Source organism: Streptomyces fradiae (assembly GCF_041270065.1).
GTDB lineage: Bacteria > Actinomycetota > Actinomycetes > Streptomycetales > Streptomycetaceae > Streptomyces.
Genome location: NZ_CP065958.1, coordinates 3,569,521 through 3,591,317, shown reverse-complemented (window position 1 = coordinate 3,591,317; position 21,797 = coordinate 3,569,521). Strand labels below are relative to the sequence as shown.

Annotated in this window: 12 protein-coding genes and 1 tRNA gene; all 13 read left to right on the top strand. The window is 72.0% G+C overall.

Going from position 1 to position 21,797, the window contains the following annotated elements:
- The first annotated feature begins 106 nt into the window (after positions 1-106).
- The 13 genes from JAO84_RS16150 to JAO84_RS16090 all read left to right on the top strand — a co-directional run bounded on the left by JAO84_RS16150 (position 107) and on the right by JAO84_RS16090 (position 21,686).
- Complete coding sequence (locus tag JAO84_RS16150) at positions 107-751, top strand: small secreted protein (protein ID WP_370413526.1); 645 nt, start codon at positions 107-109, stop codon at positions 749-751.
- 132 nt (positions 752-883) lie between these two features.
- Positions 884-2,452 (top strand): methyltransferase, encoded by a 1,569-nt coding sequence (locus tag JAO84_RS16145; RefSeq protein WP_370413525.1) that lies wholly within the window; start codon positions 884-886, stop codon positions 2,450-2,452.
- Positions 2,449-3,453: a winged helix-turn-helix domain-containing protein gene (locus JAO84_RS16140; RefSeq protein WP_370413524.1), complete on the top strand. Its 1,005-nt coding sequence runs from the start codon at positions 2,449-2,451 to the stop codon at positions 3,451-3,453. The genes JAO84_RS16145 and JAO84_RS16140 overlap by 4 nt, the downstream gene beginning before the upstream one ends.
- Before the next feature lie 82 nt (positions 3,454-3,535).
- Positions 3,536-4,570 carry an ATP-binding cassette domain-containing protein gene (locus JAO84_RS16135; RefSeq protein WP_370413523.1) on the top strand — a complete coding sequence of 345 codons (1,035 nt, stop codon included), beginning with the start codon at positions 3,536-3,538 and terminating at the stop codon, positions 4,568-4,570.
- The gene (locus JAO84_RS16130; protein WP_370413522.1) at positions 4,567-5,352 is read left to right on the top strand and encodes an ABC transporter permease; all 786 of its coding nucleotides are present in this window, start codon (positions 4,567-4,569) and stop codon (positions 5,350-5,352) included. Before JAO84_RS16135 ends, JAO84_RS16130 begins: the two co-directional genes overlap by 4 nt.
- Before the next feature lie 45 nt (positions 5,353-5,397).
- On the top strand, positions 5,398-6,210 hold the full coding sequence (locus tag JAO84_RS16125; RefSeq protein ID WP_370413521.1) for an ABC transporter permease: 813 nt from the start codon (positions 5,398-5,400) through the stop codon (positions 6,208-6,210).
- A 241-nt stretch (positions 6,211-6,451) separates the two neighbouring features.
- Positions 6,452-6,649, top strand: a complete 198-nt coding sequence (locus JAO84_RS16120) for a hypothetical protein (RefSeq protein WP_370413520.1) — start codon at positions 6,452-6,454, stop codon at positions 6,647-6,649.
- Between the two features lie 216 nt (positions 6,650-6,865).
- Positions 6,866-9,712 carry a type I DNA topoisomerase gene (gene topA / locus JAO84_RS16115; protein ID WP_370413519.1) on the top strand — a complete coding sequence of 949 codons (2,847 nt, stop codon included), beginning with the start codon at positions 6,866-6,868 and terminating at the stop codon, positions 9,710-9,712.
- A 144-nt stretch (positions 9,713-9,856) separates the two neighbouring features.
- The gene (tmk, locus tag JAO84_RS16110) at positions 9,857-13,117 is read left to right on the top strand and encodes a dTMP kinase (protein WP_370413518.1); all 3,261 of its coding nucleotides are present in this window, start codon (positions 9,857-9,859) and stop codon (positions 13,115-13,117) included.
- A 92-nt stretch (positions 13,118-13,209) separates the two neighbouring features.
- Entirely contained in the window at positions 13,210-14,412 is a 1,203-nt protein-coding gene (locus JAO84_RS16105; protein WP_370413517.1) for a DNA polymerase III subunit delta', read from the top strand.
- Between the two features lie 95 nt (positions 14,413-14,507).
- On the top strand, positions 14,508-16,085 hold the full coding sequence (locus JAO84_RS16100; RefSeq protein ID WP_370413516.1) for an alpha/beta hydrolase: 1,578 nt from the start codon (positions 14,508-14,510) through the stop codon (positions 16,083-16,085).
- Positions 16,086-16,181: 96 nt separating this feature from the next.
- A tRNA-Thr gene (locus JAO84_RS16095) sits at positions 16,182-16,255 on the top strand.
- A gap of 349 nt (positions 16,256-16,604) precedes the next feature.
- Entirely contained in the window at positions 16,605-21,686 is a 5,082-nt protein-coding gene (locus JAO84_RS16090; RefSeq protein WP_370413515.1) for a DUF3320 domain-containing protein, read from the top strand.
- Positions 21,687-21,797 lie beyond the last annotated feature (111 nt).

Below are 21,797 nucleotides of genomic sequence, written 5' to 3'. Positions count from 1 at the left end.
TGGTTCAAAAGGCTGCAATATCGGATGAATCAGTCGCACGATCGGTGGAAGCCGTCCGTCCGGCGTGTATGTTCCGGGGCCGAGAGCCTTGGAAGGGACCGATCCGGTGAACAAGAAGCTTGCGGCCGCACTGTCCGGCGGCGCGGTACTGGTGCTCGTGCTGTCCGGATGCAGCAGCGACGACGAGGGCGACAAGGTCAACGACTGGGCCAAGACGTTCTGCGACCAGGCGCAGCCGCAGATCCAGAAGCGGGCCAACGCCAACCAGCTGATCATCTCCACCGCGGCCGACAGCAAGCCCGAGACGATCAAGGCCGCCGACTCGAAGGCCTTCCAGGACATCGCCGACGCCGACCGGGCGCTCGCCAAGGCCGTCGAGAGCGCCGGCGCTCCGCCGGTCGACAACGGCCAGAAGATCCAGCAGGACGCCATCAAGGAGCTCAACGCCACGGCCGTGGCCTACGACGGGCTGAAGAAGCAGGTCGACGCGCTGGACACCACGAACCAGCAGAAGTTCGCGGACGGGCTCAAGGTCGTCTCCGACAACCTGGCGAAGATCCAGAACATGGACCAGGACGCCGTCGCCAAGCTCCAGGCCGGCGAGCTCGGCCAGGCCATGGCCAAGCAGCCCGGCTGCCAGACGCCGAAGGCGTCCGTGCCGCCGAGCGCCTCCCCCAAGGCCGGCGCCCCCGACGCGGGCACCAAGACCCCGGCGGCCAAGCCCTCGGCCTCGGCGAAGACCGAGGAGTAGGCCCCACAGGAAGCACCCGGGCTTCCGGGCACCCGGGCTTCCGGGCGCCCGGTGGCTCCGGGTCCCCTCGGGGTCGGCTCGGGGACGGTTCAGGGACGTCGGTGGCTGCCGATGTCGGTGGCGGCCGCCACAATGGGGCATGTGAGTACGACCAGCACGACCCCCAGCCTTCCGGTGCCCACGCACGCCGCCCGACTGCGCGAGGCCCTGCTCGCCGCCGACTTCACCGCCGACGGCCTGCTCGACCTGCTCGGCGCCCAGGCCTACGCGGCCCTCGCGCGCAGCGAGACCGTGCCCGCCCTGCGCGCCACCCGAGGGGACTCCCCGCTGGAGACCCTCGTCCGGCTCTTCCTGCTCCAGCAGGACGTCGACACGGCGCGGGCCACCGCCGCGCTCCCGCTCGACGAGGCCCTCGCCGACGGCTGGGTGACGGCCGAGGGCGGCGCGGTGCGCGCCACCGTCGACGTCCGGCCGTACGGAGGACCGGACGGCGAGGACTGGTTCATCGTCTCCGACCTCGGCTGCGCCGTCGGCGGCGCCGGCGGCATCGGCAAGCAGGGCCGTGACGTGGCCGGCGCGGCCGTCGTCCTCGGCGTCGGCGGGGCCTCCACCACCCTCGCCGGCATCACCGTCCGCACCCCGGTCGCCACCGCGCTCGACCTCGGCACCGGCTCCGGCATCCAGGCCCTGCACGCCGCGCAGCACGCCACCCTGGTCACCGCCACCGACCTCAACCCGCGGGCCCTGGACTTCACCCGGCTCACCCTCGCCCTCTCCGGGGCGCGCGGCGCCGAGCTGCTGACCGGCTCGCTCTTCGAGCCCGTCGACGGCGACACGTACGACCTGATCGTCTCCAACCCGCCGTTCGTGATCTCTCCCGGCGCCGGACTGACCTACCGGGACGGTGGGATGGGCGGCGACGACCTGTGCCGCACGCTCGTGCAGCAGGCCGGGGACCGGCTCAACGACGGCGGGTTCGCCCAGTTCCTCGCCAACTGGCAGCACATCGAGGGCGAGGAGTGGCAGGACCGGCTGCGCTCCTGGGTGCCGGCCGGCTGCGACGCCTGGATCGTGCAGCGCGAGATCCAGGACATCACCCAGTACACCGAGCTGTGGCTGCGTGACAGCGGCGACCACCAGGGCGACCCGGAGGCGTACCGCGCGGCGTACGGGCGGTGGCTCGACGAGTTCGAGGAGCGCAAGACCAAGGCGATCGGCTTCGGCTGGATCACCCTCCGCAAGAACGCCGCCGTCGCCGCCGGCGCGGTCGAGCCCTCGATCGTCGTCGAGGAGTGGCCGCACCCGGTCGAGCAGCCGCTCGGCGTCACCGTGCGGTCCCACTTCGAGCGTCAGGACTATCTGCGCGGCCACGACGACGCGGCCCTGCTCGCCGACTCCTTCGTCCTCGCGCCCGAGGTCGTGCAGGAGCAGGTCGGGCTGCCCGGCGCCGAGGACCCGGAGCACGTGCTGCTGCGGCAGAACCGGGGCATGCGCCGCGCCACCCGGGTCGACCACGTCGCCGCCGGCTTCGCGGGCGTCTGCGACGGGACGCTCAGCGCCGGACGCATCCTCGACGCGATCGGCCAGCTCACCGGCGAGGACCCGGTCATGCTGCGGGACCGCACCCCGCAGGCCATCCGGCTGCTCGTCGAGGAGGGCTTCCTGCTGCCGGCCGGCGACAGGGACGGGGGCGCTGCTTGATACGGATCGAGCTCGACGAGGCCGCGCTCGGCGCGACCCGGATCGCCATGAGCCCGCTGCGGGACGCCTTCTGCGCCCTCCACCTCCAGCTGCCCGGCCGCAGCCCCTCCTGGCCGTACCAGGAATGGGTGGGGCACGCCCGCGCGGTGTGGCGGGAGGACGACCGGCTGCGGCCGCTGTGGGAGCTGTTCGCCCAGAGCGCGGGCGAGTTCACGGACTTCCTGCTGCCCCAGCCGGTCGGCACCCCCGACGTGTACGAGGAGCTGGAGCTGCTGCGGGCCACCGAGCCGGCCGCCGTGCGCGCCCTCGCCGACCACTACTACCCCGGCCTGGCCGAAGCGCCGTTCCTGCGGCCCTTTCTGACGGACCCCGAGGCCGCGTGCGGGGCGCTCGCCGACGCGTACGCCGCCTGGTGGGAGGAGGCGATCGCCCCGTACTGGCCGGTGATGCGACGCCTTGTCGAGGACGAAGTCCTGGTCCGGGCCCGGACCTTCGCGACCGAGGGCGTCGACGCGCTGTTCAGCGGACTGGAGAGCCGGGCGCGCTGGCAGCGGCCGGTGCTCGAACTGACCAAGCACACCGAGGCGGAGTACGCGGCGGGGGAGCGGCGGCTCGTGCTCGTGCCGCTGGTCTTCGCCGAGGGCTGCCGGCTCTACTCGACCGACGACCCCGAGGTCCTCGCCGTCTCCTTCCAGGCCAGGGGCGCCGGCGCCCTGCGCGAACCGGCCGAGCCCGCGGCCGACGACCGGCTCGGGCTGCTCCTCGGCCGCGGCCGGGCCGCCGTGCTGCGCGAGCTGGGCGGACCGCTCACCACCGCCGGGCTCGCCGACCGGCTCGGCCTCGCGCCGAGTACCGTCTCCGAGCACCTGTCGCTGCTCGCCGGCGCGGGCGTCGTCACCCGCCACCGGGTGGGGCGCTCGGTCTACTACCAGCTGACGGACACCGGTCGTTCGCTGCTCGCGCTCCTCGCCGGGCAGGAAGTGCTGAGCGCGATCGCCTGACGAGTACCTGACGCGTACCTGACGATTCGGGCGCTCCCGAATCGATGGCCCGGGCCCGGCCGGCCTGGCCAGACTCCGCCCCATGCTCGCTATCGAGGCGGACGCACTGCGCCGCACCTACACCAGCAGGACGGGTTGGCTCCGGCCGCGCCGGACCGAGACCGAGGCCGTGCGCGGGGTCACCTTCGACGTGGCGCCCGGCGAACTCTTCGGCCTGCTCGGTCCGAACGGCGCCGGGAAGACCACCACGATCAAGATGCTCAACACGCTGCTGCTGCCGACCTCCGGCACGGCCCGGGTGTGCGGGCACGACGTGGCCCGCGACCCCGTCGCCGTGCGCCGGCGCATCGGCTATGTCTTCGGCGGCGACCGCGGCCTCTACGACCGGCTCAGCGCGCTCGACAACCTGCGCTACTTCGCCGAGCTGTACGGGGTCGAGGCCCGCGACCAGAAGCGGCGGATCGCCGAACTCCTCGACCTGGTCGGCCTCTCGGGCCGCGAACAGGAGCGCGTCGAGGGCTACTCGCGCGGCATGCGGCAGCGGCTGCACATCGCCCGCGGGCTGCTGCACCGGCCCGAGGTGCTGTTCCTCGACGAGCCGTCGATCGGTGTGGACCCGGTCGCCGCGCGCGATCTGCGCCGTACCGTCGCCGACCTCGCCGCCGGCGGCACCACCGTGCTGCTCACCACCCATTACATGGCCGAGGCCGACGAGTTGTGCGGCCGCGTCGCCGTCATCGCGGGCGGCCGGATTCGCGCCCTCGGCACGCCGGAGAGCCTCAAGGCCCGGGTCGGGGACCGGGACGTCCTGGAGATCGAGGTGTACGGGGTGGGTGAGGACGTGCTCGACGGCGTCCGGCGCGTGCCCGGCGTGCGGGGCGTCGCCGTGGAGGAGCGCGGCACCGCGCAGGCCCTCAGCGTGCAGACCGACCGGGGCGCCGAGCTGCACGCGCCGGTCCTGGCCGCGCTCGACGGCGTACGCGTCGGACGGGTCATCAGCCGCGAACCCTCCCTGGAGGACGCCTACATCGCCCTGGTGGAGGGCGAGGACTCCCCTGAGCCGGACCACGAACGGGCCGGCGAAGAGGCGCACGACCTGACGGAGATGACCGCGTGATCCGGGTCCTGCGGCTGATCGGCGTCGGCGTCCGCACCCATGTCTCGTACATGTCGCGCTCGCCGCTCGAGATCACCTTCGCCGTCCTCGTCCCGCTCGTCTACGCCACCCTCGCCGTCTACCTCTTCCGTGCCGCCGGGGACCCCGACCGGCTGCTCACCGCCTCCGTCGGCGCCGGCCTCATGGGCATCTGGGGCTCGGTGCTCTTCGGCTCCGGCGGCGCCGTGCAGAACCAGCGCTGGCTCGGCACCCTGGAGACCCTGGTCGCCGCGCCGACCCCGCTCGCCCTCGTCCTGCTGCCCGTCACCCTCGCGACCGCCGTCATCGGCACCTACGCCATGGGCGCGACGGTGCTGTGGGGCGTGGTCCTCTTCGGGGTGCCGCTGGACTTCGCGCATCCGCTGCTCTTCCTCCTCGCCGTCCCGGTCTGCGTGCTCTCCCTCGGGATGATGGGGCTGCTCCTGGCCGCCACCTTCGTGCTGCTGCGCAACGCCAACGCCCTGGCCAACCCGCTCGACACACCGATCTGGCTGCTCTCCGGGCTGCTCGTGCCGGTGACCGTGCTGCCCGCCTGGACCCAGCCGATCTCCTGGGCGCTGCCCACCACCTGGGGCGCGCGGGCGGTGCACGCGGCGACCTCCGGCGGCCCGTCCGCCGCGGAGGTCCTGGAACCGCTGCTCGTCGCCGCCGCGCTCGGCGCCGGTTACGCGTTCGCCGCCGTCCTCGTGCTCGGCCGGGTGGAGCGCCGGGCCCGGGCCGCCGCGTCCCTCGCCCTCGCCTGACCCGATGACGCCCATGGCCTCATGGCCCCGTAGCCCCATGGCCCGATGCCCCGAAAGGCCCTGCTGATGTTCCGTTTCCTCAGGCCGGCGCGGCTCGTTCTCGTCGGCGGAGCCCTCTCGTACCGCGCCCTGTTCAACTGGACGACCCCACCGATGTTCATCGGAACGCTGCTGGTGGGGCCGCTGCTCCAGGTCTTTTTCTTCGTCTTCCTCGGCCGGGAACTCGGGGTCGCCGACGACCGTTTCCATCTTGTCGGGAACGCCGTGCTCGCGGCTTCCGCCTCCTGCGTGTACGGCGGCACCATGGCCGTCGCCAACGAGCGCCGGTACGGCACCCTCGGGGCCGTCCTGCTCTCGCCCCGGCACCGGGTTCCGCTGTGGACCGGCCGCGCCCTGCCGTATGTCCTCAACGGGCTGCTCGTCAGCGTCGTCGTGCTCGCCGCCGCCGCGACGCTGCTCGGTCTGCCCGTGCCGGCCGGGGCACTGCCCGGGCTCGGTCTCGTGCTGCTCGCCGGGGCCGCCGCCTGCTCCGCCTTCGGGCTCGCGCTCGGCGCGCTCGGGCTGCGCTTCCGCGATGTGTTCCTGGTGTCCAACGTGGCGAGCTCCGCCCTGCTCCTGCTCACCGGCGCGGCGGTGCCCCGCGACACCCTGCCCGGCTGGATGCGCGCCACCGGCGAGCTGCTGCCGCTGACCCACGCGGCCGACGCGGCGCGCAGGCTCACCGCGGCCGGCGGGCTCGACGGGCGGCTGCTCGGCGCCGAGCTCCTCGTCGGCGCCGGGTACGCGGTCCTCGCGGTCGCCCTGCTCACCCTCTTCGAGCGCGGCAGCCGGCGCCGCGCCACGCTCGACGTCCTGTGACGCACATCCCCCGTGACAGACCTGCCCTGTGACGCACATCCCCTGTGACGGACGTCCCCTATGAGCTCCGGCTGAGCTCCGGCTGAGCACCGGCCGAGTACCGGCCATCCTCGTGAAACCGTTCGGGACCCTCCGCGCCGTTCACCGGGAATTCGCCCTCCTGACGCTGGGAGGTGCCAGCCTCGGCTCCGGAGCCCTTGAGGCCATGGGCGAGGGAACGTCGAGGGAACGGGGTACGGGCATGGAGAGCGGGCCGGCGATCTTCGCGGGAGCGGCGTTCACGCTGTTCGGGGCCGCACTGCTGCTCTGGACGGGGGTCCGGGTACGGCAGGGCGAGCCGGTCGCCCTCGGGGTCGCGCCGCGCGCCGCCGCGACCCTCGCCGTGCTCTTCGGCGGGGTCTTCGTGCTGCTCGGGATCTGGTGCTTCGGCCGGCTGTGACGTGCCCGCGCCGCCGACGTGACGCGGCCCCGTCCGGCAGTCCGGGCGGCAGGAAGGGCAGGAGTCGGGTTACCGTTCGAGTGGCCGTTGCGGGCTTTCACCGTTTGACACGGGGGCGGGTTGTACCGTCACACTCCGCAGCGACGGCAGCGTCACCGTGCGTGCCGCTGCCGTGCGTGCCAGCGCAGACCGCGTCGACCGGAGAGAAGAGCGAAGTTGTCCCCGACCAGCGAGACCGCACAGGGCGGCCGCCGACTCGTCATCGTCGAGTCGCCTGCCAAGGCGAAGACGATCAAGGGCTACCTCGGCCCCGGCTATGTCGTCGAGGCGAGCGTCGGGCACATCCGCGACCTCCCGAGCGGCGCCGCCGAGGTGCCCGAGAAGTACACCGGCGAGGTGCGCCGGCTCGGCGTCGACGTCGACCATGACTTCCAGCCCATCTATGTCGTCAACGCCGACAAGAAGGCGCAGGTCAGGAAGCTCAAGGAGCTGCTCGCCGAGTCCGACGAGCTCTTCCTCGCCACCGATGAGGACCGCGAGGGCGAGGCCATCGCGTGGCACCTCCAGGAAGTCCTGAAGCCCAAGGTGCCGGTGCACCGCATGGTCTTCCACGAGATCACCAAGGACGCCATCCAGCAGGCCGTGCGCAACCCGCGCGAGCTGAACAAGCGGATGGTCGACGCCCAGGAGACCCGCCGCATCCTCGACCGCCTCTACGGCTACGAGGTCTCGCCGGTCCTGTGGAAGAAGGTCATGCGCGGCCTGTCCGCGGGCCGCGTCCAGTCCGTCGCCACCCGGCTCGTCGTCGAGCGCGAGCGCGAGCGCATCGCCTTCCGCTCCGCCGAGTACTGGGACCTGACCGGCACCTTCGCCACCGGCCGCGCCGGCGACCCGTCCGACCCGTCCTCGCTCACCGCGCGGCTCGCGACGGTCGACGGCAAGCGCGTCGCGCAGGGCCGTGACTTCGGCGCCGACGGGCGGCTGAAGAGCGAGAGCGTGCTGCACCTCGACGAGGAGAAGGCCCGCGCGCTCGCCGCCTCCCTCGCCGACACCCGCTTCTCGGTCCGCTCGGTCGAGTCGAAGCCGTACCGCCGCTCCCCGTACGCCCCCTTCCGCACCACCACCCTCCAGCAGGAGGCCAGCCGCAAGCTCGGCTTCGGTGCGAAGGCGACCATGCAGGTGGCGCAGAAGCTGTACGAGAACGGCTTCATCACCTACATGCGTACGGACTCCACCGTGCTCTCCGACACCGCGGTCGGCGCGGCCCGCGCGCAGGTCACGCAGCTCTACGGCGCCGACTACCTGCCGGACAAGCCGCGCGTCTACGCGGGCAAGGTCAAGAACGCGCAGGAGGCGCACGAGGCGATCCGGCCGTCGGGCGACCGTTTCCGCACTCCCGCGGAGACCGGCCTGACCGGCGACCAGTTCAAGCTCTACGAGCTGATCTGGAAGCGGACCGTCGCCTCCCAGATGAAGGACGCGACCGGGAACTCGGTCACCGTGAAGATCGGCGGCACCGCCGCCGACGGCCGCGACGCCGAGTTCACGGCCTCCGGCAAGACCATCACCTTCCACGGCTTCATGAAGGCCTACGTGGAGGGCGCCGACGACCCGAACGCGGAGCTCGACGACCGCGAGCGGCGGCTGCCGCAGGTCGCCGAGGGCGACGCGCTGACCGCCCAGGAGATCACCGCCGACGGGCACGCCACCAAGCCGCCCGCCCGCTACACCGAGGCCACCCTGGTCAAGGAGCTGGAAGAGCGCGAGATCGGCCGCCCGTCGACGTACGCCTCGATCATCGGCACCATCCTCGACCGCGGCTACGTCTTCAAGAAGGGCACGGCCCTCGTGCCGTCCTTCCTCTCCTTCGCCGTGGTCAACCTCCTGGAGAAGCACTTCGGGCGGCTCGTCGACTACGACTTCACCGCCCGCATGGAGGACGACCTCGACCGCATCGCGCGCGGCGAGGCCCAGTCCGTGCCGTGGCTGAAGCGTTTCTACTTCGGCGAGGGCGGCGGACCCGGCGCCGGCGAGGGCTCCGGCGCCGCCGACGCCGGCAACGGCGACGGCGACCACCTCGGAGGCCTCAAGGAACTGGTCACCGACCTCGGCGCCATCGACGCCCGCGAGATCTCCTCCTTCCCCGTCGGCAACGGCATCGTGCTGCGCGTCGGCCGCTACGGCCCGTACGTCGAGCGCGGCGAGAAGGACCAGGAGGGCCACCAGCGCGCCGACGTGCCCGACGACCTGGCGCCCGACGAGCTCACCGTCGAGTACGCCGAGGAGCTGCTCGCCAAGCCGAGCGGCGACTTCGAGCTGGGCACCGACCCGGTCAGCGGCCACCAGATCGTCGCGAAGGCCGGCCGCTACGGCCCGTACGTGACGGAGATCCTCCCCGAGGACACCCCGAAGACCGGCAAGAACGCGGTCAAGCCGCGCACCGCCTCCCTCTTCAAGACGATGTCGATCGACACCGTCACCCTCGAAGAGGCGCTCAAGCTGATGTCGCTGCCGCGCGTCGTCGGCACCGACGCCGAGGGCGTGGAGATCACCGCGCAGAACGGCCGCTACGGCCCGTACCTCAAGAAGGGCACCGACTCGCGGTCGCTGACCAGCGAGGACCAGCTCTTCACCATCACGCTGGACGAGGCGCTGGCGATCTACGCCCAGCCCAAGCAGCGTGGCCGGGCCGCCGCCAAGCCGCCGCTGAAGGAGCTCGGCACCGACCCCGTCAGCGAGAAGCCCGTGGTCGTCAAGGACGGGCGCTTCGGTCCGTACGTGACGGACGGCGAGACCAACGCCACCCTGCGCACCGGCGACAGCGTGGAGACGATCACGCCCGAGCGCGGCTACGAGCTGCTCGCCGAGAAGCGCGCCAAGGGCCCGGCGAAGAAGACCGCCAAGAAGGCGCCCGCGAAGAAGACGGCCGCCAAGAAGACCACGGCGGCGAAGAAGACGACCACGGCGAAGAAGACGGCCGCCAAGAAGACCACGACGGCCAAGAAGACGACGACGGCGAAGGCCGCTGCCGCGAAGAAGACGGCGGCCGCCAAGCCGGAGTGACGTCCGGCCGACAAGCCGGAGTGACACTCGTCGCACCAGGCTTGTCGTACGACGGGGGGTGCGGGCCGACCGGGCCCGCACCCCCCCGTCTGTTTGTTCGGGCGAAGGCCACGGGGAGCTGGGCCGTCCGGATAGGGTGGACGGATGACGCGAGCTGAGCAGCCAGAAACCGACGCCGCACTCGTCGCCGATTCCCGGGAGCGTGCCGTACGGGCCCTCCTGCGCCATCAGCCCCTGCGGAGGCTGTGGAGCGCGCAGCTCGTCGGCGGCACGGGCGACGCACTCGCCCTCCTCGTCCTGGTCCTGCTCGGCCTCCAGGCGTCCTTCGTCGGCGGTGCCCTCGGCGGCGGCGTCCGGGGCGCGGCCCTCGCCGTCGCCGCCGTGGTCGGCGCGCGGCTGCTCGCCGCCGTCCTCTTCGGCGCCGCCCTGCTCGGCCCGCTCACCGCGCTGACCGCGCCGAGCGGCCCGCTCGACCGCCGGTGGACCATGATCGGCGCCGACGGGGTGCGGATCGCGCTGCTGATCGTCGCCCCGCTGTGGATCGACTGGACCCCGGACAGCGCGCTGTGGTTCCTCCTCGGCACCGTCTTCGTGGCCGGCGCCGCCGAGCGCCTGTGGACCATCGCCAAGGACGGCGCGGCGCCCGCGCTGCTGCCCGACCCGCCGATCGAGGGCGCCGCCGTCCGGCCGCTGCCCGACCACCTCGGCGCGCTGCGCACGCTCAGCCTGCGCACCGGTTTCCTCGCCGTGCCCGCCGGCGCCGCCGTACTGCTGCTCGCCACCCTCGTCGGCAACCTGCTCGGCAGCGGCATCGACTGGTTCTCGCAGCACCAGGCCGCGCTCGGCTCGTACGTCGCCGCCGGCCTGTTCACCGCGTCCGTGAACGTCCTCGCCTTCCTCCAGCTGCCCGGCGGCCAGACCCCGCGGCCCCGCTCGCCCCTGGAGGGCCTGCGCCGTCCGACCTCCGGTGAGCCGGGCGCCGAGAAGCGCCCCGAGAAGGGCCGCACCGGCGCCCTCGGGCTGCTCGTCCTCGCCTGCGCCACCGTCGCCTGCGCGATCGCCGCCGCGGCCGCCGTCTCCGTACTGCAGGCCTTCGACCTGGGCGGCGGGCCCGTCACCTTCGCCCTGCTGATCCTCGCGCTCAGCGGCGGCACCGCCGTCGGCATCCGCACCGCCGGATCCGTCCTCAGCGTGCTGTCCCGGCGCCGGCTGCTCGCCCTCGCCATCACCGTCACCGGCATCGCGCTGCTCGCCATGGGCCTGGTGCCCGACACCGCGACCGTGCTGGCGCTCGCCGCCCTTGCCGGTTACGCCGCCGGGGTCGCCGCCGGTACCGGGCACGGCCTCGTCGACCAGGAGACCGAGGAGGCCCGCCGGCCCCGGGTCACCGAGCACCTGCAGGCCGTCGCCCGCGTCGGCATGGGCATCGGCGCGCTCGCCGCCCCGCTGCTCGCCGCCGCGATCGGCCCGCACCGGCTCGCCTCCGGCGACTTCGTCTTCGCCCACGGCGGCGCCGCCTTCACCCTGATGCTGGTCGGCGCGCTGCTGCTGCCGGTCGCCGCACTCGTCCTCGCCAAGACCGACGACCGCTCCGGCGTCCCGCTCCGCCGCGACCTGCGCGACGCGCTGCGCGGCGCAGACCCGGTCCAGGCGCCCTCGCCGACCGGCTTCTTCATCGCCCTGGAGGGCGGCGACGGCGCCGGCAAGTCCACCCAGGTCGAGGCGCTCGCCGAGTGGATCCGCGCCAAGGGCCACGAGGTCGTCGTCACCCGCGAGCCCGGCGCCACCCCGATCGGCAAGCGGCTCCGCATGATCCTGCTCGACGTCTCCAGCGCCGGACTGTCCAACCGTGCCGAGGCGCTGCTGTACGCGGCCGACCGCGCCGAGCACGTCGACTCCCTGGTCCGGCCCGCCCTGGAGCGGGGCGCCGTGGTGATCTCCGACCGCTACATCGACTCGTCCGTCGCCTACCAGGGCGCCGGCCGCGACCTGTCCGCGACCGAGATCAGCCGCATCAACCGCTGGGCCACCGGCGGGCTCGTCCCGCACCTCACCGTGCTCCTCGACGTCTCCCCGGAGACCGCCCGCGAGCGCTTCACCGAGGCCCCCGACCGGCTGGAGTCCGAGCCGCCCGAGTTCCACGCGCGCGTGCGGGCCGGTTTCCTCGCCCTCGCCGCCGGCGACCCCGGCCGCTACCTCGTGGTCGACGCCGGCCAGGAGCCCGCGGCCGTCACCACCGTCGTACGCCACCGGCTCGACCGGATGCTGCCGCTGTCCGCGGCCGAGGTGAAGGCCCAGGAGGAGGCCCGCCGCCAGGCCGAGGAGGAGGCCCGGCGGAAGGCCGAGGAAGAGGCCGCGCGCAAGGCCGAGGAGGAGCGCCTGGAGCGCGAGCGCCAGGAGCAGCTCGCCAAGCTGCGCGCCGAGGAGGAGGCCCGCCGCAAGGCGGAGGAGGAAGAGGCCCGCCGCCTTGAGGCCGAGCGCCAGGCGGAGGAGGCCCGGCAGCGCGCCGAGGAGGCCCGGATCGCGGCCGAGGAGGAGCGCAAGCGGCGCGCGGCCGAGGAGAAGGCCCGCCGCGAGGAGGAGGAACGCCGCCGCAAGCAGGCCGAGGAGGAGGCCCGGCTGCGGGCCGAGGCCGAGGAGCGCCGCAAGGAGAAGCAGCGCAAGGCCGAGGAGGCCCTGATCCGCGCCGAGGAGGCCCGCCGCCTGGCGGAGGCCGCCACGGCGAAGGCGGCGGAGGAGGCGGCCCGCAAGGCCGCCGAGGAAGCCGCCCGGAAGTCCGCGGCGGAAGAGGCCGAGGCCGTGCGGCTCGCGGCGGAGGCGCAGCGCAAGGCGGCGGAGGTGAAGGCGGCTGCGGCGGCCGCCGAGGCGAAGCGTCTGCAGGAGTCGGCGAACGAGGTCACGGTCGAGACGCCGGTGGTGAAGCCGGAGGCGGCACCGGACGTGAAGTCGGCCGTGGATCCCGCCGTGGATCCCGCCGTGGACGAGGCGCCGACCGTCTCGCCGAACGAGGTCACCGTGCCCACCCCGATCGTGCGGCTCGACGAGGAGACCACGGTCATCCCGCGGATCCGGGAGACCCGGGAGACGCGGGATCCCCGCGAGACCGTCCGCGAGAGCGCTCGCGAGACTCCGGCGGTGGACGAGACCGCTGTGCTGCCGGCCGTGCAGGGCGACGAGCCGGCCGACCGGGTCCCGCAGGGCTTCTTCCGTGACGAGGCGGCCCGGGAAGCGGACGCGGGGCCGAACGACCGGACCCGCGAGCTGCCTCAGCTGGACGAGCAGGGCCGGCCGCGCCGCCGCTCCGACTGGGCGGAGGAGACCCCGCTCGACGACCTGCCGACGCTCGCCGACGAACTGCTCGGCGGCTTCGGGGACGACGACGAGGAGCGCCGCCGCCGGCGCTGACGGCCGGGGTGCGCTTGACGGCCGGGGTGTCAGTGCGGTGCCCCACAATGGAACGCGTACGTGCAGCGCGTACCTGAGGAGGGGCATCGGGCATGGCCGTATGGGACGACCTCGTGGGGCAGCCGCGGGTCGAGGAGCAGCTGGCCGCCGCCGCGCGCGACGCCGACGCGCTCGTGACCGCGCATGCCGCCGGCGAGCCCGCTCCCGACGCGTCCAAGATGACCCACGCCTGGCTGTTCACCGGGCCCCCCGGGGCCGGCCGGGACACGGCGGCGCGGGCGTTCGCGGCGGCGCTGCAGTGCGTGAGCCCGGACCGGGCGCTCGGAGGGGCGCCGGGCTGCGGCTTCTGCGACGGCTGCCACACGGCGCTCGTCGGTACGCACGCGGACGTGGAGGTGGTCCGCACCGACCTGCTCTCCATCGGCGTGAAGGAGACCCGCGACCTGGTCCGGCGGGCCCAGCTGTCCCCGGCCGGCGGGCGCTGGCAGGTCATCGTCCTGGAGGACGCCGACCGGCTCACCGAGGGCGCGGCCAATGTGCTCCTGAAGGCCGTGGAGGAGCCCGCGCCGCGCACCGTGTGGCTGCTGTGCGCACCGTCCCTGGAGGACGTGCTGCCGACCATCCGGTCCCGCTGCCGGCACCTGTCGCTGACCACTCCTTCGGTGGACGCCGTCGCCGACCTGCTGATCCGCCGGGACGGGATCGAGCCGGAGCGGGCGCACGCCGCGGCCCGCGCCACCCAGGGACACATCGACCGCGCGCGGCGGCTCGCCACCGACGAGCGGGCGCGGGCCCGCCGCGCCGTGGTGCTGAAGCTGCCGCTGCGGGTCGGCGACGTCGGCGGCGGCCTGCGGGCCGCCCAGGAGCTGATCGACGCGGCGGCCGAGGACGCCAAGCAGGTCGCCGAGGAGGTCGACGTCAAGGAGACCGAGGAGCTGAAGGCCGCGCTCGGCGCCGCCCAGGGCGGCCGGATGCCGCGCGGCACGGCCGGGGCGATGAAGGAGCTGGAGGAGCGCCAGAAGCGCCGCCGCACCCGCACCCAGCGCGACAGCCTCGACCTCGCGCTCTCCGACCTGACCGGCTTCTACCGCGACGTGCTCGCCCTGCAGCTGCGCGCGGCGTCGGCCCTGGCCAACGAGGACGTACGGGACTCCCTGGAGCAGATCGCCCGCGACACGCCGCCCGAGCGCACCCTGCGCCGGATCGAGGCGGTCCTCGCCTGCCGCGAGGCGCTCGACCGGAACGTGGCGCCGCTGCTCGCGGTGGAGGCGATGACGATGGCGCTGCGGGACTGACCGTCCACAGGTTCCGCGGGGGATCGTCCACAGGGGCGGAGTTGTCCACAGGGCCGATTGGACACGTTCCGTACCTGCCCCGATACGCTCCGGGAATGGACTCCAGGCGCCTGCTCCGCATCTCCGCCACGGCCCTCACGGCCGCCGGGCTCATCCTCTCCGGCTGCTCGACGAGCGGCAGTGACGCGGCCGCGCCGTCGTCTTCCGCCTCCGCCTCCGCCTCCGCTTCCGGGTCCCGGTCCGCGTCCACGTCCGCGTCCTCGGCCGGGCTGCGGGCGTACTACGGCCAGAAGGTGACCTGGCGGGACTGCGGCGTGCCGGGCTTCCAGTGCGGCACCGTGCACGTCCCGCTGGACTACGCGAAGCCGGCCGGCGCGCGGGTCGACCTGGCGATCTCGCGGGTGAAGGCGACCGGCCCCGGCAAGCGCCTCGGCTCGCTCCTGGTGAACCCGGGCGGGCCCGGCGGCTCGGCCGTCGGCTACCTCCAGGGGTACGCGGGCATCGGCTACCCCGCCCCGATTCGCGCGCGGTACGACATCGTGGGCGTCGACCCGCGCGGGGTGGCCCGCAGCGAGCCGGTGGAGTGCCTGACCGGGCCGCAGATGGACGCGTACACGCAGGTGGACGTCACCCCGGACAGCGCCGCCGAACAGAACGCGCTCGCCGACTCGTACAAGGACTTCGCGGCGGCCTGCGAGAAGCGCTCGGGCAAGGTCCTCCCGCATGTCTCCACCGTGGAGGCGGCGCGCGACATGGACATCGTGCGGGCGGTCCTGGGCGACGAGAAGCTGACGTACGTGGGCGCCTCGTACGGCACCTTCCTGGGCGCGACGTACGCGGAGCTGTTCCCCGACCGGACCGGGCGGCTTGTCCTGGACGGGGCGATGGACCCGTCGCTGACCGCCGAGCAGCTGAACCGGGAGCAGACCGCCGGCTTCGAGACCGCGATCAACGCGTTCGCCGCGGACTGCGTGAAGCAGATCGACTGCCCGCTCGGCACCGCGTCCGCCCCGGCCGCCCTCGACGCCCTGAAGCGCTTCTTCCGCGAGGTCGACGCCAAGCCGGTCCCGACGGGCGAGAGCCGCGAGCTCGGCGAGTCCCTGGCCACCACCGGGGTGATCGCCGCGATGTACGACGAGTCCGCCTGGCCGCAGCTGCACGAGGCGCTGACCCGGGCGATGGGCGGCGAGGGCTCGGCGCTGCTCGCGCTGGCCGACTCGTACTACGAGCGGGAGGCGGACGGCTCGTACGCCAACCTGATGGACGCGAACGCCGCCGTGAACTGCCTCGACCTCCCGCCCGCCTTCCCCGCGGGCCCCACGGACGTCGAGAAGGCGGTCCCGTCCTTCGAGCAGGCCTCCTCCGTCTTCGGCCGCAACCTCGCCTGGGCCGCCCTGAACTGCACCTACTGGCCCGCCCGGGCCACCGGCAGCCCCCACCGCATCACCGCCGAGGGCGCCGCCCCGATCGTCGTCGTCGGCACCACCCGCGACCCCGCCACCCCCTACAAGTGGGCCCGCTCCCTCGCCGCCCAGCTCTCCTCCGGCACCCTCCTCACCTACGAGGGCGACGGCCACACCGCCTACGGCCGCGGCAGCGACTGCATCGACACCGCGATCAACACCTACCTCCTCGAAGGCACCCCTCCCCAGAACGGAAAGCGCTGCTCATAGCCCCTCCCCCCACCGCTCCGACCCGTGGTCGGAGCACCCCCGGAAACTGTGTAGACTTGGCGACGCTGCTGCACCCACCATGGGACCGCACGGCATGCCGCCTTAGCTCAGTTGGCCAGAGCAACGCACTCGTAATGCGTAGGTCTCGGGTTCGAATCCCGAAGGCGGCTCAGAGAAACCCCAGGTCACACAGCCCGTGACCTGGGGTTTTCTGTTGCTCGGGGCATGGCGGGGCACACGGCCGGAGTGCCGTGACTTTGCTTGCGTGAGCGATGCGTGAGCGGAGCGGATCCAAGCAACCACTTCTTGGGCTTCTTCCGTGCGTTCTTCTTGGCCTTGGCCTTGGCCTGGCTGCCTTCCCCCTGGTCTTACGGGCCCTCTCCCGTCGGTCATGCTGGGATGCCTCGCCACACGCCAGGCGTGCTACAGGGTGTCACCGGCCGTTGCTGTGAATGCTCATTTAAGACAAGAAGAACTGAGACTGGTGTGTCGGGCTATCAGCACTGAGATAATTCGTGTATGCCCAGTTCAGGAAGGACCGGAGCCGCACCGCGTGAGAGTGGCCCCGCAGGCGGCAGTGACCCTGCCCTCAACCGGTTGAAGGCAGTGCTGGGTGACTGGCGTGGCTCCCTGCTCGACCTCGGCAGGCGCAACCGTCTACTGAACTTCCGTCACACGAGGACCGCCACCCTGGAGATCACAGCACCCGATGCCTCCGCCGTGCTGGCTGGGCTCGCTCGTGGCTGGGTCTTCACTCCCGTCGGGGATAGCGACCCTGCCGAGGGGAGCATGGGCGGCGGGGAGGGAGAGGGGGAGGCTTCGGGCGGCGGCCGGACTATCTACGGGTACGGTTCCCCTTCCGCAGTGGGCGACCCCGATCGCGCCTCCGGCTTGGTGACGCAGAAGAGCACGCAGGCAGGGCTGGACGCGTCGCTCTACCAACTGCGCCAGAAGTCCGGCCAGATGTACAACGACTTCGGCCTGTGGGTGCTCTGGCTCGGCGTCGGCATGCTGGACTGGCGGGAGGAGGGCGCCGAGGAGACGAGTTCTGCTCCGCTGCTGCTCGTACCCGTGGAGCTTCGCCGGGACGGCCGACGGCAGATGCGTCTGCACATGGCGGAGAACCAGGACCGGATTCTCAACCCCGCACTCGCGGTCAAGGTGGATCGACTGGGCGTCGAATGGGGGTCGGTCGCCGACTGTGACGTGACTGATCCTGGAGCGGTTTTTGCCGCCGCCCGGGAAATCGCGCGAGGACAAGACGGCTGGTCGGTTGACGAGCGCGTGGTGCTTGGCCTCTTCGCCTCGCACAAGGAGGCCATGTACCAGGACCTCCAGCAGAATGAGGCGTGCATCCTCGCTCATCCGCTGGTCCGGGCCGTCGGCCTTGGACCCGATGCGGGGCTGCCCGACGATCTGATCGGCTTCGAGCCGCCCGAGCTCGACCGCATCGACGAGATCCAGCTGCCCGAGCGGACGCCGCTCGTGCTGGACGCGGACTCCTCACAGCGGCAGTGCATCGCGGCAGCGCTGGAGGGCCGTTCCTTCGTGATGAGCGGTCCGCCCGGTACCGGCAAGAGCCAGACGATCACCAACATGATCGCTGCACTCATGCACGCCGGCCGTTCCGTCCTCTTCGTCAGCGAGAAGGCCGCGGCGCTCGACGTGGTTCGTAACAGGCTGCGAGGCGTCGGCCTTGGGGACTTCGTCATGGCCCTGCACAGCGGTGACACCAGCAAGAAAGCCGTAGCGACGGAGCTCGAGCGGGTGCTGACCACCGAGGTGCGGATCACTGGGGCGGCCGAGCACGAACTCGACCGGGCCCGTCGGCTGCGCGAGGAACTGTCGGCCTACGCGGCGGCGATGAACCAGACGCGTGACCTGCTCGGCCGCTCCCTCCACGATGTCCTGGGTCGTCTGGTCCTTCTGGAGCAGGCGGACACCCCGCAGTTCACCCTCGGCGCCAAGAGCACCGCCACGGTCCGGCGGCTTGGCGCCGGGGAGCTCCAGGCGCTCATTGGAGCCGCCGGCGCTGTCAGCAGGGCCTGGCGCCCGGCAGCGGAGGGCGAGGCGTTCGTCTGGCGGGGGCTGAAGGGGACCTCCGCCGCCCCCACCACGGTCCTCGCCGAGGCCGCCGAAGCGCTTGCAGACCTCCTCACGGCTGCCGAGCGTCGTCCGTTTGCGGCCACGATTCCCGAACTGCGTACCGTGCACGACATACGGCAGACCGTACGGATGCTGGAAGCGGGCTTGCCCGACCGGGACCAGGCCACGGTTGGCGCGGTCGGTGGCGGACTCGCAGACGAGCTGCCTGGAAGCCTCGCCCAGCTTGCCGAGTTGTTCGGACTACCCAAGCCAGACGCACCTCAAGCCGCGTTCGGCCTATTGGAACTCGCCGATCTGACCTCCGCTGCGAAGCGGCCTCCTGCGCGATGGTTCGACGAAGAAGGACTGCACGAGGCACATCGAGCGGCTCAGGAGCTGCGGGACGCGTTCGCCGCCCGCGCTGCCGCCTGTGCGGCAGCGCGGGATGTCTTCAGCGAACAGGTGCTGGAGGTCGAACAGCTGCCCGCGTTGGCTGGGAGGTTCACCGAACAGCATCGAGGCGTGCTCGCGCGTTTGTCCGGCCAGTACCGGGAGGATCGTGCGGCGGTAGCCGCGCTGACGCGCGACGGGGCCTGGCACAAGACGCTGCCCCAGCGACTCAACGACGCACTGGCCTGGCAGAACGCTGCGGCCGAGGTGGCTCGGCTGGTGGCACACCACGAGGCGGCGCTGGGCGGCTATGTTCCCCGCGACGAAGACGAATTGCCCGCCCTGGATGCGGTGCTGGCCACAGCGGACCGCATCGCGGAACTCACCCGCGGGATGGCTCACCGGGACCTTTTGACCGCCCGCCTGGCCGACGGCACTGAGCCTGACCAGCTGCCAGGGCTGCTGGCTCGTAGCATTCGGGGCGCACTGGCAGGCTGGTGTACCGCGGCGATGCGACGCGCCGCTCGCTGGTCGGAGTCCTCGACTGCGCTGCACGACCTCTTCGAGGAGTCCCGCCAGGTCCAGTTGTCCTTTGCCCTGTTCGGTACCTTCGATCAGGCCCAGCAGGCCGTCGACGAACTCCGAGCCGACCCGCGCGGCCCGGAGGAATGGCAGGCGTACCGCTCCGGACTGGACGTCCTGGCCCATCACAGTGTCGACGAACTCGTCCCGCGTGCCGTCGAACGAGGTGTCCTGCCGGAGCGGTTGCCTGCGATTGTTGAGCAGGCGGTGCTGAAGTGCTGGGCCGACGACCTCTTGGCCACGGACACCAGGCTCACCACCACCCGCTCCATGGACTTGGACGCTCGGGTGGCGGACTTCCAGGAGGCTGACCGCCGGCTGGTCGCTGCCGCGAGTGGAGCCGTGATTGAGGCGTGCAACAAGCGTCGACCGCGCCGGTTCAGCGGTGGGGCGGCCGCGGTGATCAAGCGACAGGCGGAGCTGAAGCGACGCCACATGCCGGTGCGAGAACTGCTCGGCCGGACCCGTGAAGTCGTCCGACTGATCAAGCCGTGCTTCATGATGAGCCCGCTGACTGTGAGCCAGTTCCTGCCTTCCGATTATCACTTTGACGTGGTCATCTTCGACGAGGCATCACAGGTTCGCCCAGCCGACGCCGTCAACTGCGTATACCGGGCGGACTCCCTGGTCGTGGCCGGCGATGAGAAGCAGCTGCCGCCCACTTCCTTCTTCGACGCGGCCGTCGAGGATGACTCTGACGAGTACGACGAGGACGTCCCCGACACCTTCGAGTCGCTGTTGCATGCCTGTAAGGCGGGCGCTCTGCGAGAGCTTTCCTTGCGTTGGCACTATCGCAGCCGTCACGAAGACCTGATCACTTTCAGTAATAGGTCCTTCTACAGCAACTCGATGGTGACGTTCCCGGGAGCAATGGACCACGGCAACGACATCGGCGTCGAGTTCTTCCCCGCACAGGGCGTCTACGACCGGGGTGGTCGACGCGACAACCGCGTGGAGGCGGATTTCGTCGCCCGGCGGGTCATCCATCATTTCGACACCCGCCCCGGCCGCACCCTGGGCGTCATCGCTCTCTCTCAGGCCCAGGCGGCAGCCATCGACCAGGCCGTCCAGCAGGCCCGGCTGCTTCGCCCCGACCTGGACCGTTGCTTTACCGAGGATCGACTCGACGGGTTCTTCGTCAAGAATCTCGAATCCGTCCAGGGCGACGAGCGCGACGTCATGATCATGTCGATCGGGTACGGACCCGATGAGCATGGCAAGTTCGGAATGAACTTCGGGCCGATCAACAAAGGGGGCGGCTGGCGGCGCCTCAACGTTGCTGTCACCCGGGCGCGCTTCCGCATGGAGGTCGTCGCGTCCTTCCGGGGCAGTGGCCTGGCCGACAGTGCGAACGAGAGCGTTCAGCACCTCAAGCGGTATCTCGAGTATGCCGAGAACGGCCACGCCGTCCTTGCGCAGGACGTGACACAGGCCGACGCCGAGCCGGACAGTCCCTTCGAGGAGTCCGTCCTTCGGGTGCTGCGCGACTGGGGCTACCGCGTGCAGCCTCAGGTCGGCGTCGCTGGGTACCGCATCGACATCGGCGTGCGCCATCCGGAGTTCCCCGGCACCTACGCGCTCGGCATCGAGTGCGACGGTGCGATGTACCACTCGTCCAGGACGGCTCGCGACCGCGACCGGCTGCGGGAAGAGGTGCTCGCCGGTTTGGGCTGGCGGCTGCACCGCATCTGGGGCACTGACTGGTATCGCGGCCGGGCTGCCGCCGAGCTGAGATTGCGTGAGGCGGTCGAGCTGGCGGTCGAGCGTGGACTGACGTCGGGCTCTGCCTCGACGGAGCCAAGGACGCGCCCGACGGTGGCTGCCGAGGGCGACAGTGTGGGGGATGTCTCGGGCACCAGGGCGGTTTCCCCACTCTCCGGCGTGTCGGTGGCGCCCGGCGCCCCGGGACCGGGAGACGACACGCCTCCGACCGCCGCAGCGGATCACGAGCGCGTTCCGGTCGACACCGAGCCCGACCGGCCGTGGAGTTCTCTGTACGAGACATGCGAGATGACCGTGACCTCGCCGTACGAACTGCACACCCCGGAAGCCCGGCCCGCGCTGCGAAATCTTCTGACCAGGGTCATCGGGATTGAGGGCCCCGTCCACGAAGAGCTGTTGGTGCAGCGCGCCAAGGAGGCGTGGGGCGTGGCCCGGGCGGGTAACAGGATCCGCGACAACGTGCGGGAAGTGGTGCGCGGTCTCGTCCGCTCGGGGCAGGTCACCCCTGATGGGTACTTTCTGGACGTGGCAGGCAGGGAGGAACTTTATGCCCGCGTTCCAGAAGAGGGCGACCCCCCTCGCAAGGCGGCGCACATTGCTCCGGTTGAACGGCAGCTTGCGCTATACGAACTTGCCGTGGAGTGCCCGGGCATGTCGCGGGATGAACTAGTCAGACACGCAGGCGAGTTCTTCGGCTGGCGCCGCATGGGTCGAGACATCCGCAGCTTCCTGGACTCCGACATCGATGACCTGCACCGCCGGGGCAGGCTCAGGGAGGCGAACGGGCACATTACGGCGGTCGGGGGACAGGAACCGACCTGATGGCCATGTTTCGAGAGGGGTCTGAATGATCTTGCGGCCCCTCGTATGCGCAGGTCTCGAGATCGAATCGCAAGTCGGCTTAGAGAAACCCCAGGTCACACAGCCCGTGAC

Bases quoted from the DNA above. Each gene is read 5' to 3' on its own strand.
- JAO84_RS16145 (WP_370413525.1), top strand. From the start codon at position 884: ATGGGGCATGTGAGTACGACCAGCACGACCCCCAGCCTTCCGGTGCCC.
- JAO84_RS16135 (WP_370413523.1), top strand. From the start codon at position 3,536: ATGCTCGCTATCGAGGCGGACGCACTGCGCCGCACCTACACCAGCAGG.
- JAO84_RS16125 (WP_370413521.1), top strand. From the start codon at position 5,398: ATGCCCCGAAAGGCCCTGCTGATGTTCCGTTTCCTCAGGCCGGCGCGG.
- JAO84_RS16120 (WP_370413520.1), top strand. From the start codon at position 6,452: ATGGAGAGCGGGCCGGCGATCTTCGCGGGAGCGGCGTTCACGCTGTTC.
- tmk (WP_370413518.1), top strand. From the start codon at position 9,857: ATGACGCGAGCTGAGCAGCCAGAAACCGACGCCGCACTCGTCGCCGAT.
- JAO84_RS16105 (WP_370413517.1), top strand. From the start codon at position 13,210: ATGGCCGTATGGGACGACCTCGTGGGGCAGCCGCGGGTCGAGGAGCAG.
- JAO84_RS16100 (WP_370413516.1), top strand. From the start codon at position 14,508: ATGGACTCCAGGCGCCTGCTCCGCATCTCCGCCACGGCCCTCACGGCC.
- JAO84_RS16090 (WP_370413515.1), top strand. From the start codon at position 16,605: ATGCCCAGTTCAGGAAGGACCGGAGCCGCACCGCGTGAGAGTGGCCCC.